We start from the raw sequence: 14,221 nt of genomic DNA, 5'->3' as shown, positions 1-14,221 counted from the left end.
CTCTACTGCGGAACGGCCCTTGCGGCCACACCGCATTCGGCGCCTTTGAACCCGGACTTCCTCGCCTATCTGGAAAAACAGCAGAGTGACAACAGCCCGAACAGCGATAGAGGAGGTCAACAGAGACCGACAGGCTACATCCCTCCGCCGGTGGACCTCTCCCACCTGGCCGGGCAGCGGATGTTCAAGACGGAATCCGGCAGACAGCGGCAGACCTTCCCGGCATCCTACGACCTGCGGGAACGCGGCGAGGTCTCCTCCATCCGGGAGCAGAGGCCCTACGGCCTGTGCTGGACCTTCGCCACCCAGGCGGCTATCGAGTCTTCCGTGATGAAACAGGGCATGGGCAAAGCGAACTACTCGGAGTGGCAGCTGGGGTACGAGGTGTACAAGGGAACGCCAACCTTCGACAACGACACCGGTGAACCCTGGGCCGACGCCGGCGGCGATTTCCTGCAAGCCACGGCAGTGCTGGCCAGGTGGGACTGTCCGGTTTGGGAGAGCGCCGTTCCTTACGGCGGCCCCAACCCCACCGGCAACGAGACGGTGCGGAAGCATCTGCAACATGCCTCCTACCTCTACCTGGCCCCCTCCCGTTCCGCTCCCCAGCCCCCCATCAACGCCGACAACACAAAATACGCCCTCACGCATTACGGAGCGATCGGCATCGGCATGTACGCCACAGAAGCCATGATCCCCGATTCGGGGGTCATCTCCGGGGACGCCTGGAGCGCGAAGCACCACGCCTACTATCTGGACCACGACCCCGGCGGTTCCAACCACGGCGTCAGCATCGTCGGCTGGAACGACAGCTACCCCAGAGAGAACTTCGCCACGGAGCCTCCGGGGGACGGCGCCTGGATCGTCCGGAACAGCTGGGGAACCGACTGGGGCGACAACGGATACTTCTATGCCTCCTACCACAGCAAGGGCATCTACCACGGCACCGCCTTCACCGTGGAGGAGACCGACAACTACGACAATATCTACCAGTACGATCCCCTGGGCGCCTGCGATACCGTCGGGTACGACTCGGAAACCGCCTGGTTCGCCAATGTCTTCCAGGCCGAGGGCAACGAAGCCGTCTCAGGGCCGTCTCGTTCTACAACAACGGCGCCTCCGCGGACTACGAGATCGCCGTCTACACAGGCCTGCCGGCGGAGCCCGTCAGCCCGGGACAGGGGGTTCCGGCCGGGACCACCGTAGGTTCGCTGGACCACTCCGGCTACGTGACGGTACCGCTGGACAGTCCGACCTATACCGCATTAGGGGATTATTTCTCCGTTGTGGTGCGGCTCACCAGTCACGGCTATGAATACCCGATCACGGTGGAACGCCCGATCAGGGGCTGCAGCAGCAACGCCACGGCGTCGGCGGGGCAGAGCTACATCTCCCGCAACGGGACGGCCTGGACCGATCTGACCACCGGCTACAGCAACGCCAATGTCTGTCTCAAGGCCTTCACCGACGACGCCGCAGGCACCCGCTACTTCGTCACCGAAGACGGTTCCGGCGACGGCTCAAGCTGGGAGAACGCCTCCTCGGATCTGGCGGGCATCCTGCAGAAGGCTATCTCCGGCGACGAGGTCTGGGTGGCCGAAGGGACCTACTCTCCCACCGACGTTGAAGGAGCTCCCACCAGCAACGACAGGGCCATCGCCTTTGAGATCAAAGAGGGCGTCTCCCTGTATGGCGGCTTCCCGAACCGGGGCGGCGATATGGGGAACCGGAGTGTCAGCAACTACGAAACCATCCTCACCGGCAACATCGGAACAAAGGAAGAGAGCAGCGACAACAGCTACCATGTGGTGACAATCGACGACCCCGACACCAGCTCGCAGGACCACGACGGAACAGTGGTTCTCGACGGGTTCACCATCCGTGACGGATACGCAGATCTGGATTCTTCAGAGTATTACAAAATCGGCGCAGGTATCCATATCACCTATATGAGTACAGTGACCATAAAAAACTGCGTCTTCAAGAACAACCATGCCACTTATTTAGGAGGCGGCCTCTCGGCATACCGGAGCAATTTAACGCTAGAACAGTGCACCTTTGAAGAGAACAATGCCTTCCACGGCGGCGGCGTGCTGGTAAGCCACTGCTATACGGCTGACTTCTCCGGTTGCGTTTTCATCGGCAACACCGCTGACGAAAGCGGCGGAGGCTTGCTCGACAACGACAGCAATCTGGTGCTTGAGGACTGCACCTTCCACACAAACAGGGCCCAAAGCGGCGACGGCGGCGGGGTCGCATTTCATGTAAAGGACAACCATCCCGAAAACGAGGCCGGACCTGTCATTCGCCGTTGCACCTTTCTGGACAACCAGGCCGCGGTGGGGGGCGGGGCTCTCTGCTGCAAGGACAAAGACGCCACAATCACCAATAATGTCTTTGACGGGAATAAGGCAGGGGCCGCTGGAGCAGTATACAATTACCAGTGTTCCCCTGTAATTAACTATTGTAAATTCCTGAACAACGAAGCGCTTCAGGGCGGCGGTGCGGTGGTTAATTCAGGTTCAGCCGCTCAAATCTCAAACTCACTTTTTGAAAACAATACCGCCCATACACGTTCAGGAGGAGCCATAGGCAACTGGTATGACAGTGATACTGTCATTGAGGATTGTTACTTTGTTGGAAACTCGGCGGGAAAACTCGCTGGGGCTATTTCAAATGTTCCTGCCAGCGACAGCACGATCAGGCGGTGCCTATTTGAAAATAATCATGCTACCAATGATGGTGGAGCAATTGCCGCCTACAGGGATGAAGATCCGACACCAAGCAATCCAACCATAGTTAATTGCACCTTCTACGGCAATTCTGCTTCGCGCCGTGGAGGAGCCGTTCATGCCCGTGAAGGCAGTGAAACCACTATCAAAAATTGCACGTTCGTCGGTAACGCTGCCAGCCAAGAAGGCAATTCAATCTATGCGGAGTCCTCTACCGTAACAACAACAAACTCAATCCTTTGGGATGAAGCGGCTGACCTCATTACGCTTTCCGACGACCAGGGATCGACAGCCGACTACTGTGTTCTCAACATGAGCACCCCGAATATCTTCGGCGACCACAACACCAACGCCGATCCGATGCTGGACACGCTGAAGGACAACGGCGGACCCACAAAGACCTGCGCACTTCTCTACGGCAGCTCCGCGCTCGACAACGCATCCAACGACGTCGCGCCCGCAATGGACCAGCGCGGCATGCAGCGCCCCTGGCCGGCCGACGGCACGGCCGACATCGGCGCCTATGAAGCCCAGCGGGTGATCCCCGCGCCGACAGCCACGCCGACATCTGTGCCACCCACAGCCACACCTACGCCGACGACGGCACCCACCGCCACGCCGACCTCCGGACCCACGCCCACGCCGGTACCGGGCTCCGAGCCTGAGGATGTGGACAGCGACGACGTGACGCCTGACGAGGATTCCGGCACGGTCAGCGCCGATGTCGAGCCCATGGACGACGGAGAGAAGGAGGAAGTCCAGCAGCAGGTCCAGGGGCTGGTGGACTCCGGCGAGATCAACGGCGATGTGGACAAGACCCGGGCCACCACGGTGAAAACCAGACTGGAAGCCGGAACGGACAAGACACGCTTCACCATCGGCAATGGCGGCGGCAACGAGATGACCGCCCAGGCCGAAACCAGGACAAAGGTGCTGGTGAAAAACCAGGGCGGCGACTGGAAAGGATTCGATCCCGACTACATCAGCGAGGATCTGGATGTCGAAGAGACCGACGACGGGATCACACTGAGCGTGAAGGATAACGGCGACTACGACCTGGACCAGGTTGTGGGAACCGTGGAAACCGACGTAGCCATCGTGACCTACCAGGCGGCAACGCCCACAGGGGAACCGAGCCCCACAGGGACCGGCGACAGCGGCGGCGGCTGCAGCATGGGCCCCTCCGCTCTGGCGCTGCTGCTCCTCATTGTGCCGGGGCTCCTGGCGCTGCGGCGGTAGAACAGGCCTCTCGATCCACCCGAGCAAGAGAATGCTTCACCACAATACGCCCCGGACGGGGAGGAGATCCTTTCCCCGTCCGGGGCGGCAACGGCAGGACGGTTCCAACCGTCGGCACAACGAAGGCCGGGTCCCTTAGGGGTGCCCGGCCTTCCCTGTAGCTTGCGAAATCACAGGCACCTCCCTCCTGCCTGAGCTGCAGGGGAACCATAGACGGAGCCTGAAAAGGGTGGAGTCACAAAGTTGCGCCGGGCGAGGAGGGAGAGCGCCCGGCGCATTCTGGTGCAGAGGTCGGCTATGCGATGTAAACGTAGTCGGTGAGGGATCAGGCCTCGTCGCGGTCGCCGAAGAGGGCCTGGACGATGCCGGCGATATCACTCCGGTTCGTATGGATCGATCCGGCCATGGAGCCCAGGGACTGGGAGAGGGCGGCGAGCGTCGCCGCGAGCTCCGTGACAGCCTCACCGGTGGTCTCGTCGCCGGACTCCGGACCCGGCGGGGCTTCCGGCACATCATCCGAGGCTGGGCCATCCAGTGACGGTGACGGCTGCACCTCGCCGGAGGCAGGCGGCGTTCCCACCTTGGCGGGATCGAACCAGTCGGGCGGCTCGACGGCACTCAGCTGCGCCCCGGGATAGACGGCCCGCCGGAAGAAGTTGCCCTCGTCGGCGAAGTAGGCGATCCCCTCGCGGCGCGGACCCGGCGGAAAGACCTGCCGGTACCGGCCATCCTCGATGTCCACCCACTCCCCCACCTGCATCTCCTGGGGATACTGGGGGAAGACCGATGGGGTCGGGGTCGGCGTACCCTGTGCCGGCGGCGCACCGATCCCCTTGGCCGAAAACCACTCCGGCGCCTCCTGCCTGGTGAGCTCCGCACCGGGAACGATCACCTTGGAGTAGAGATTGCCCTCCCGGTCGGCGTAGAAGGAGACGCCTCTCCGTGCCCCTCCCGGCGGCACCACACGACGGTAGGATGTGCCGTCAACCTCGATCCACTCGCCCCACTTCATCCCCTGCTCCGCCGAGAGGGCCGCGGAGAAATCCGGCGATGCCTCTCCCTTCCCGGCGGAACCGCTCTTCAGCGCAGCATGCAGGCTCCCCTGCAGTGTCTGCCCCTGCCACAGATGTTCTATCGAAAAGCCGCCCATAGCATGACTCCTCCCGTGATCGCCCTAAGGCGAGGTATGCCCCGCGCAACAATGCGCGCGAACAGGACAGTCCATTCTGGTTATCGGCAGCAGGGCGGCGGGACACAAGGTACCGGTGGTAACGCCCACGCGGTAACCGTTTCCCTATCTCAGCCAGCGCCGGATGCCTGTGACAGGTGTCCGGCGCTTTGGCTGTTCCCGGACTACGGAGAGAGCAAAAAGGTATGATAGACTAAACGAGATGCTGCAATGGAACAAGCCTGTCTACGGCAGGACCGACAAACCGCCGCATAAGGGGCAAAAGGCCGGTACGGCCGGGAACAGAATCGGAGATGGAAGGGACTGGTGCGTTGTGCGATCTGGAGGGAATCACGGAAGGAAGCGGTGCGCTCTTGCAATGCTTGGGATCTGTGCGGTCGCCCTCTTTGTCTTGAGCGGAGCCGCAACCGGCGAAGCCGCCCGATGGTACGTCGCGGAAAACGGGCGGGGCGACGGAACGACCTGGGCCAGGGCCTCCGCCGACCTGATGGGCATCCTCGACAAGGCCGACCCCGGTGACGAGATCTGGGTGGCCGAGGGGGAGTACCTCCCCGTCAAGACCTACGAACCCACCCACGAGGAGCGCGCCACGGCCTTTGATCTCTCCAGGGGCGTTGCGCTCTACGGCGGTTTCGACGGCGGCGAGAGCTCCCTGTCGGAACGGGATTTCGAGTTCAACGAGACAACCCTCAGCGGCAATATCGGCAATCCCGCGGTCTCTGCAGACAACAGCTACCAGGTGGTCACCGCCGACGACCCCGACGCGAGTTCCGAGGACGACGACCAGAACGTGGTCATAGACGGCTTTACCATCGAGGGCGGCTACGCCGACCGGGCGCCCGTGGACCCCAGCGAGCCTGTCTACCACATCGGGGCGGGGATGCACACCAGCTATATGGAAAACATCACGATCCGAAACTGCACCTTCAGGGACAACCACGCCACGGGGTACGCCGGCGGCCTCTCCGGATACCGGTGCCGCATCACGGTGGAGCAGAGCACCTTCGAGGACAACAGCGCCCAGCTCGGCGGCGGCGCGATGGTGAGCCACTGTTACTCGGCGGACATCGCCGGATGCACCTTCACCGGCAACATCGCAACCGAAAGCGGCGGGGGACTGCTCGACAACGACAGCAATCTTGTGCTGGAGGACTGCACCTTCAGCTCCAATAACGCCGAAGATGGCGACGGCGGCGGGGTAGTCTCCCACGTACTGGACAGCTACCCAGAAAACAACGCGGACCCCGTGATCCGGCGCTGCGCCTTTCTGGACAACCAGGCTGAGGGCGAGGGCGGAGCACTCTGCTGCAAGGACAACGATCCCACCATCATCAACTGCACCTTCAGCGGCAACCGCAGCACCGGCAAGGGCGGGGCCTTCGCCGCCCAGGACGGCAACGAGACCCGCTTCCGCTTCTGCACCTTCGCCGGCAACGCGGCCCAGGGAGGCGGTGACTGCATCGCCCTTGCCGACGCCCGGGTCGCCGCCGTCAACAGCATCCTCTGGGGCGACCAGAGGGACCGGATCATCGACGTCGGCGACGATGCAAGGATCACGGCCGACTCCTGTGTCCTCAACCGAAGCGATCTCGACAGCCTCGGCGACAACAACACCAACGGGAATCCCAAGCTGGAGGAGCCCGCCGACAACGACGGCCCCACCAAGACCTGTGTCATCGCGAGCGGGAGCTCTGCCCGCAACGCCGCCTCTTCCGGGGACGTTCCCGACACGGACCAGCGCGGCAAGCCCCGGCCCTCCGGCGACGGACCGGACATCGGCGCCTTCGAGCTCCAGGAAAGCTCCTCGCCGGGCGGCGGTGGCGGAGGGTGCTCGGTGGGCGTGGCTTCCTTCGCGGCGGCCCTCCTGCTCATACCAGGCGTTCTCGCTCTCCGGCGGCGGTAGCGCAGCCCCAACACAACCTGCGCCGGGCGGTTCATCCGCCCGGCGTTGCGTATGTCACCTACCGCCCAGGCCGTGATACGACCGGTCTCCCTATGGCCCTGCGCTCCCGGGGCCGGGGTCGGCGCAGGCCTCCTCGGGATGTTCGAACTCCAGTGTCGAATGGGTGACGTCGAAGCGTTCGGCCACGGCAGCCTTGAGCTCCCGTTTGACCCTCTCCGTCTCTTCCAGTGTGCGGGAACGGACCACCACGTGGGCCTCCAGGGCGTTGCGGTGCTCGTCGAGCTGCCAGATATGCACATGGTGGATATTCTCGACGCCCGCTACCGTCTCCATGGCCGCGATGACCTCCTCCACCGCCAGATGGGAGGGGGTGCCCTCCATCAGCAGGTGGATCGTCTCGGGCAGCATGGCGATACCTTGCCAGAGCACATACCCCGCAATGGCCAGCGTCAGCACCGTGTCCGTCCAGTACCAGCCGTAGAGCAGGATCAGCGTCCCCGCCAGGATCACCGCCACCGAGGCGAAGGCATCGGAGAGGTTGTGCACAAAGGTGGCCTTGATGTTCATGCTTCCTTTGGACATGGAGAAGGTGATCACGGCGGTCACCACATCGACAACCAGGGCCACACCGGCCACGATGACCACCGTCCAGCCCTCCACCGGCTGGGGCTCCACGAAGCGCCAGATCGCCTGGTAGATCAGATAGCAGCCGATCAGCAGCAGGGTGACCAGGTTGACCAGCGCCGCGATGACCTCCGCCCGCTTGTAGCCGAAGGTCTTGAAGGCATCCGGCGGCCGGCGGCCGATCTTGCGGGCCACCAGGGCGATCCCCAGGGAGGCGGCATCGGAGAGGTTGTGCAGCGCGTCGGCGACGAGCGACAGACTCCCCGAGAGGATACCGCCCACCACCTGCACCAGTGTGAGCAGCAGGTTGACGCCAAGCGCCGCCGTCAGCCTGCCGTCGCCCATCTGTTCCGTTCCGTGGTCGTGATGATGATGGTGTGCCATCACTACCGATCCTTTCCGTCTTCATTGTTCGCGAACCTGAGGCCCTGTGGACCCAATAGCCCCGTCCCGCCGGTTCCGGAGGGAGACGGTCGCCACAGGACCGCCAACCGCATCACCGCAGACTCCGCACCAGCTGCAACGTTTTGTCGTGCGGCCAACGGCAGATGCTCTCCCGCATCGCCCCTCGTCCCTCCCTTTTCCTCACAGTCGCACCGTCTTGGAAAAGAGATGGATCACCACGATCCCGGCGGCGATGAGTCCTATCCCCACCAGCGCCGGAAGGTCGGGAAGCTGGCGGAATACGAAGGCCCCGACAAAGGTGATGAAGACAATCCCCACTCCGGACCATATGGCGTAGGCGATACCAAAGGGAATGGCCCGGAAGGAGAGACTCATGAAATAGAAGGCCGTCATGTATCCCATCATCGAAACAGCCGTGATGCCGGGACGGGTGAAGCCGTTGCAGAGTTTGAGCATACTGGTGGCGAAGACCTCGGCGATGATCGCAAAGAGGAGATAGAGATAGGTCACGGTCCCGGGCTCCCTCTATCCCCTGCCCGCAGGGCCATGTCAGGCCCCTTCGAAGCAGATGCGGCGCAACCCCAGCAGCACCGCCGGAACGGCGATGGTGGTGCCGAAGTAGAGCACCGGGATGTTCCGTTCCAGGAAGACCCGGTCTACCCTGTCGATGGTCCCGTTGACGATGGTCGAACCCGTGGCCAGGGCCATGTCGCAGTGGTCCGCCAGGGTCTCCAGATCGCGGTCGCCGTGGCCGATGGTGACGCCTCCGGCGACCTCCCTGCCGATGTTGTCGGGGTCCAGGTCCACCACATGAACCCGGTCCACACCAAAGCGCTCGGCCAGGGCGTTGGTGATCGCCGGCTGGTAGCCTACGATCCCGATGGAGACATCACCGAACTCCTCGCGGACCGACTCCGCAATCCTCCTTGAGCATTCCTCGGGCGCCTTGTCCCTGCAGTGGATGGTATCGTCGGCGACGCCGGCGTAGCGGCCCAGGGCGTTCACCGCGGCGATGAAGAGCGCGCCGTTGCGGTCGCCCTCCAGGGAAAGCGCCAGCACGTCGGCCAGGGTCCCGTGCCACCGGAGCGGCGACGAGGTGAACGCCTGCCCTTTGGCCCCGTGGATCTCGGCCTGGACGAGTTTCTCCTTGCCCCGCAGCAGCGGGTAGTCCCGGTAGGGGGCCGGGTCACCGATGGCCTCCTCCACACCGAGGGGTTCAACGGTGACCGGCGTTTCCGCACCGATTCCCTGCTGTTCCATCAGCTCTCTCACGCGCTTGCGCAGTGTCTGCAGCATCGACTCCATTCCCTGTCTCCTTCCGTTTGCACGGCGTCGCCTGGCAACGCCTTCCGGTCATTGGTGTTTTCTGAAGGGCATTGTACACCGATTGCCAACCGCGCGACAAAACCCGCCGGAAGAGGCCTGGGCCCCTTCCGGCGGAGATACCTCTATGCTGTTGTCCCCTTCCGAAGCATACCGTTTCGGCTGGGGTGTGCGCCCCCCGGGGAGCAAACCCGTGGGCTACGCGGCCACCCCCGCCTCGGCGGGACCGCGGCGGTACCGCTTCCGGGAGTCCATGTCCTCGGACCAGCGGCCCACGGTGTCGGTCATCCGTTCGTGGTTGGGGAAAACCTCGGTGAAGAGCTTGTGGTAGTAGCACTCCTCCTTGGAACGGAGGAAGACCTCGGGATAACGGTCACGGTGACGCCGTTCCTCCTCGTCGGTCATGGCCTTGTCCACCACCCGGCTGACGGAGTCGACGATGCCGCTGCCCTCGTCGAACTGCTCCTTGGTGCGCCAGACGATCTCGTGGGGCAGCAGGTCCTCGCAGGCCGCGCGGAGGACCCACTTCTCCATGGCGGGGTCGCCCTTGATCTTCAGCTGCGGGGGCACCCGCTGGGCCAGAGCCACCATCTCCTCGTCGAGGAAGGGCACACGGCCTTCAATGGAGTAGGCCATGGTCGCCCGGTCGGCGCGCTGGAGATTGAGGTTGTGGAAGTCCTGCAGCGAGCAGCGCAGCTCCTCCTGCAGATCCCTCTGATCATCGATGTCCTTGTAGCATGTGTAGCCGCCGAAGAGCTCGTCGGCCCCCTCGCCGGTGATGACCACAGTGACATACTGCGACGCCAGCTTGGAGGTGAAGTAGTTGGGGATGGCGTTGCGCACCGTGGCCTGCTCGAAGGATTCCAGGTAGTAGATGATGCCGGCCATGTTTTCCAGGATCTCGTCGTCGGTCATGATGTACTCGTGGTGGATGGAACCGATATGGTCGGCCACCATCCGCGCCTTGGCCAGATCCTTGCTGCCTTCGTAGCCCGTGGCGAAGGTGTGCAGCGGCTGGACATACTGCGACGCCAGCGCCGAGGTGATGCTGCTGTCCAGCCCGCCGGAGAGGAAACAGCCCAGGGGCACATCGCTCATCAGGCGCTTGTGGACCGCCCTGTCCAGGGCGTTCCGCACCTTCTGCACGCAGAGGTCCGTGTCCATCTCCTCATAGCTCGGCTGGGGAACGGTATAGTACCGGTGGAAGCCCTCCCTGGAGTGGTACCAGCTGCCTGTGGGGAACTCCCGGAAGGGGTTGCCCTTGTCGGGGAGGCTTTTCATCTCCGAGGCAAAGTAGAGATTGCCCTTTTCGTCGGAGGTGTAGTAGAGGGGCTTGATTCCCAGGGGATCGCGGGCGAGAAAGAGGTCCGTACCGTCGGTCAGGCCGAAGGCGAACATGCCGTCCAGCTCGTGGACCATGGCGGTACCCTTCTCGTCGTAGAGGTGCGGGATCACTTCGGAGTCGTTTTTCGTCCTGAACGCCCGGTCTTTGGAGAGCTTCCCGTAGTGCTCGGGGTAGTTGTAGATCTCCCCGTTCACCACCGCCGTATGCCGGCCGTCCACTGTCTGCAGGGGCTGGTCGCCGCCTGCCACATCCATGATGGAAAGACGCCTGTGCCCGAATTGGCCCCCTTCGAAATCCATAGAGCCGTCTGCATCGGGCCCGCGGTGCGTCATGCCCCGCATCATCCGTAGCAGCGTTTCACCATCATCGTCGCCCCAGATACCGCAAATACCACACATTCTGTGCACACCACCTGTTAGTTTTTTGGTACGAGCGCGGCGTCTCGGCGCCGCCCCCTCCTACAACGAAGGCCCGCAACGATTTGCGGGCACCTACAGTGTGTAAGGATAACGGGGAGTTTCACATTGCACAATGGTTGCAAGCTGTCCTCAGCGTACCTCGCGCAACCTCTCGCGCAAATACCGCCGAAATTGGAGGGCAAACCCGAATCGCGGCCCTATCGGCGTCCACAGCTGCCAATTGCTCTGAATCGTCCCCGGCGGGGATGCCGCACAACAGCGATGTGCCGTTCCTTGCCGTTACAGCGATCGCGCAGTTATCAAAGGTGTTTTTGGTTCGCCACACAAAGCTCGGAAAGGATTGCGGCGCGGTCCAGGGAGGAAACCGACAACCCCCCAGCCCTTCCGCAACCGCCGTCACGGCTGCTCCAGCGCCTCCACCTTCCGGATATAGCGGTCGACATCGAACTTCCGCCGGAGGCCGCGGTCGTTCATATAGCGGATCTTGCCGAAGATAGGGCGCTCCTTCCAGGGGCGGTCGTGGACCCCTCCGATGGACCAGGCGGCGCCGGTGTAGCCGTTGGGGTCCCGTCCGTCCAGCTCGTAACGGTCGTTGAGCAGGATCACCCGCCGCAGTGCCTCCTCCGGCGTGGGCGACCACTCCAGGATCTTCTTGCCCCAGTACATCCGCATATAGCCGTGCATCTTGCCGGTGCGCACCATTTCCTTCTGGGCGGCGTTCCAGGCCTCGTCGTGGGTGGCGGCACGCTCCATCTCCTCCAGACTGTAGAGGGCGGGACGGGGGTCCTCCGCGTGCTCGGCCAGGGTTGTCCGGGCCCAGTCGGGGAAGGCCGACATGTGGTCGTAGTCCTCGGCATGGAGACAGAAATTCTCCGCCAGCTCACGACGGACGATGCTCTCCTCCAGGAAGGCGTCCTTCGCCTCCTGCGGCGCGTCGGCGGCCTGCACCGCCAGGGCCGCACGCTGCGGGGCGATCTGGCCGAAATGCAGATAGGGCGACAGGCCGGAGAGGGCGTCCCGGGCGGGATCGTTGCGCTCCTCGGGATACCGGGCCAACCGCTCGGCAAGAAACCCCTCCAGACATCGCAACGCCGCCGCCTCCCCCGGAACGATGGAGGTCGCCTCGGGGATATCGCCGCGCACATCCAGGCCGGCCCAGACCTGGTCCCAGTCCACCGGCGGCCATCTGTCGATGGGGCCGTCCATCTCCTCCAGCTCCGGGAAGTCCGTGAGAAAGGCCGGGGCCGTCCGCCAGAGCTTGGGACGGATGGTCCGGGCGGCGTACTCCCGTTTGTCCGTTACATACCGCGCGGGCACCACATTGTGGGCGTCCACCTCGTAGAGGGGCACCTCCAGGGCGGCGGCAACGTCGGCAACCTGGGCGGTGCGGATGCGCAGAGGCGAGAAGTCCGTCACCACCGCCCCGCAGCGGTGCGCCTCCACGAATGCGGGGATCCGATTCCTCGGGTCACCCCGGAGGAGGGCAAAGGGAATCCCCCGCTCCCGCAGCGACCGCTCCACCTCGGCGAGCCCGCGGAGCAGAAAGCCGTACTGCCGCAGACCGGCCCCCAGGAAGGGGGTGAAAAGGCAGAAGACCACAACCAACGGTACGGCGCGTTCCAGCGCCATCTCCCGGGCGAAAAGCAGCGCCCAGTTGTCATCCACCCGCTGGTCCCGGCTCATCCAGCAGACCACCGGCCCACTCCCGCGGGTCCCTCTATCCACAGCTCGAACACGACGCGCGTCCACCAACATGCATCCCGCCTCCACTCTGCGTTCGATCCGCTGGTATCCGCCAACCATCGTAGCTGTACGCACAGCGGGCGGCAAGCCCGTCTTCTCCGGTACGAAGCGACGTCAAAACATGGTATTATTGCGGCACAGTGGGTGGACCCCACACAATCCACCCAGTCGTCACAACATGCCACTGAGGGAGGTAGTATCGATGCGCACCGTCGCCTTTCACGTATTCTCCGGCACCGGCAACACCCTGGCTGTGGCAGAGGCCATGGCCGACACATTCCGACACGAAGGCATGACCGTCTCGTTCCATCCCCTGGTCGAGGGGCAGTGGGACCACCTCACCGGGGAGGAACTGCTGGGGTTCGCCTTCCCCGTCGCGATGCAGTCCACCTATCCCTTTGTCTGGAAGGCCCTGCAGTCATTGCCCGAAAGCAACGGCCAGGAGGCCTTTATGGTAGACACCCTGGCGGGGTTCTCCGGCGGCATCGTCGGTCCGCTCCGGAAGCTCCTGGAGACCAGGGGATACACCCCCGCAGGGGCCCGGGAGATCAAGATGCCCACCAACTACCAGCGCAAGGACGGCATCTCCCATGCAGACCGCGAACAGATCGACAAGGGGAAGGACCAGGCGAGGGAGTACGCCCAGATGATCATCAACGGCAGCGCGGAGTGGAAGAAGGGGTGGTTTCTGGGGCCGCTGTTCCGGTTTATCGGCCGCAAGGAAACCAGCCTGCCCTACCGCATGATGCGCAGGAGGTTCCCCATCAGCGCCGACACCGACCGATGCATCCAGTGCGGCCTCTGCGCCAGAGTCTGTCCGGTAGACAACATCACCATCCGGGGCGACGGGAATCCGCAGTTCGCCAACCGCTGTGTCCTCTGTCAGCGCTGTTTCGCCCTCTGCCCCACCAGGGCCATCCGCTTCGGCGGAACCGAGTACGCCCCGTACCGGTCGGTCCGACGGGCCGACCTGCTCTCCCTGGGCGGCCCCGGGGAGGCACCGGCCCCGGAGGGCGGCGACACGCCGGAGTGAGCGCACTGCGGCCGTCCCGTGACCATCGTCCCTGTGTCCGTAGGTACTCCTGCACAAAGGGACGGATTTCTTTCGTGTATCCTCTGGGCACAACGTGCTATACTTGTTCCCAAGCTCTATTGAGCAGGTGTTTCCAACCTCTATCGGGAGGGTGAGCAAGCTGTGCCGCATCCGGCTCTGAGACAGAACACGCAGGAACAAGAGAAAGGGGACAGCTCTGACATGGAACGCCCCTCCTGGTTCTGGAAGGATCTGTTCGACTGGCT

General features: G+C 63.6%; 9 protein-coding genes. 3 read left to right on the top strand and 6 right to left on the bottom strand.

Annotated elements, in window-relative coordinates; genetic code table 11:
* Window positions 1-494: 494 nt before the first annotated feature.
* Window positions 495-3,971, top strand: a complete 3,477-nt coding sequence (locus tag K9L28_04905; protein MCF7935661.1) for a right-handed parallel beta-helix repeat-containing protein — start codon at window positions 495-497, stop codon at window positions 3,969-3,971.
* Window positions 3,972-4,296: 325 nt separating this feature from the next.
* Here K9L28_04905 and K9L28_04900 read toward each other — a convergent pair whose 3' ends face one another.
* On the bottom strand, window positions 4,297-5,121 hold the full coding sequence (locus tag K9L28_04900) for a hypothetical protein (GenBank protein MCF7935660.1): 825 nt from the start codon (window positions 5,119-5,121) through the stop codon (window positions 4,297-4,299).
* A 397-nt stretch (window positions 5,122-5,518) separates the two neighbouring features.
* Between K9L28_04900 and K9L28_04895 the strand changes: the two genes are divergently transcribed.
* Complete coding sequence (locus tag K9L28_04895) at window positions 5,519-7,063, top strand: right-handed parallel beta-helix repeat-containing protein (GenBank protein MCF7935659.1); 1,545 nt, start codon at window positions 5,519-5,521, stop codon at window positions 7,061-7,063.
* A 90-nt stretch (window positions 7,064-7,153) separates the two neighbouring features.
* Here the strand turns inward: K9L28_04895 and K9L28_04890 are convergent, their stop codons facing one another.
* From K9L28_04890 to K9L28_04870, 5 genes are all read right to left on the bottom strand, one after another.
* Window positions 7,154-8,071, bottom strand: coding sequence for a cation diffusion facilitator family transporter (locus tag K9L28_04890; GenBank protein MCF7935658.1), 918 nt, complete (start codon window positions 8,069-8,071; stop codon window positions 7,154-7,156).
* Window positions 8,072-8,272: 201 nt separating this feature from the next.
* Entirely contained in the window at window positions 8,273-8,602 is a 330-nt protein-coding gene (locus K9L28_04885) for a multidrug efflux SMR transporter (protein MCF7935657.1), read from the bottom strand.
* A 39-nt stretch (window positions 8,603-8,641) separates the two neighbouring features.
* A complete protein-coding gene (locus tag K9L28_04880; GenBank protein ID MCF7935656.1) occupies window positions 8,642-9,397 on the bottom strand; it encodes a hypothetical protein in 756 nt (251 codons plus the stop codon).
* A 216-nt stretch (window positions 9,398-9,613) separates the two neighbouring features.
* Window positions 9,614-11,158, bottom strand: coding sequence for an asparagine synthase B (gene asnB / locus K9L28_04875; protein ID MCF7935655.1), 1,545 nt, complete (start codon window positions 11,156-11,158; stop codon window positions 9,614-9,616).
* 417 nt (window positions 11,159-11,575) lie between these two features.
* Window positions 11,576-12,934, bottom strand: a complete 1,359-nt coding sequence (locus K9L28_04870; GenBank protein ID MCF7935654.1) for a deoxyribodipyrimidine photo-lyase — start codon at window positions 12,932-12,934, stop codon at window positions 11,576-11,578.
* 190 nt (window positions 12,935-13,124) lie between these two features.
* Here K9L28_04870 and K9L28_04865 point away from each other — a divergent pair, with 190 nt between their 5' ends.
* Complete coding sequence (locus tag K9L28_04865; protein ID MCF7935653.1) at window positions 13,125-13,955, top strand: EFR1 family ferrodoxin; 831 nt, start codon at window positions 13,125-13,127, stop codon at window positions 13,953-13,955.
* Window positions 13,956-14,221: the final 266 nt, after the last annotated feature.

This window comes from Synergistales bacterium (assembly GCA_021736445.1).
GTDB lineage: Bacteria > Synergistota > Synergistia > Synergistales > Aminiphilaceae > JAIPGA01.
Note: the sequence above shows the minus strand (reverse complement) of the source record. Positions and strands in the feature narration are given on the sequence as shown.

Bases quoted from the DNA above. Each gene is read 5' to 3' on its own strand.
- K9L28_04900 (MCF7935660.1), bottom strand. From the start codon at position 5,121: ATGGGCGGCTTTTCGATAGAACATCTGTGGCAGGGGCAGACACTGCAG.
- K9L28_04895 (MCF7935659.1), top strand. From the start codon at position 5,519: ATGCTTGGGATCTGTGCGGTCGCCCTCTTTGTCTTGAGCGGAGCCGCA.
- K9L28_04890 (MCF7935658.1), bottom strand. From the start codon at position 8,071: ATGGCACACCATCATCATCACGACCACGGAACGGAACAGATGGGCGAC.
- K9L28_04880 (MCF7935656.1), bottom strand. From the start codon at position 9,397: ATGGAGTCGATGCTGCAGACACTGCGCAAGCGCGTGAGAGAGCTGATG.
- asnB (MCF7935655.1), bottom strand. From the start codon at position 11,158: ATGTGTGGTATTTGCGGTATCTGGGGCGACGATGATGGTGAAACGCTG.
- K9L28_04870 (MCF7935654.1), bottom strand. From the start codon at position 12,934: ATGTTGGTGGACGCGCGTCGTGTTCGAGCTGTGGATAGAGGGACCCGC.
- K9L28_04865 (MCF7935653.1), top strand. From the start codon at position 13,125: ATGCGCACCGTCGCCTTTCACGTATTCTCCGGCACCGGCAACACCCTG.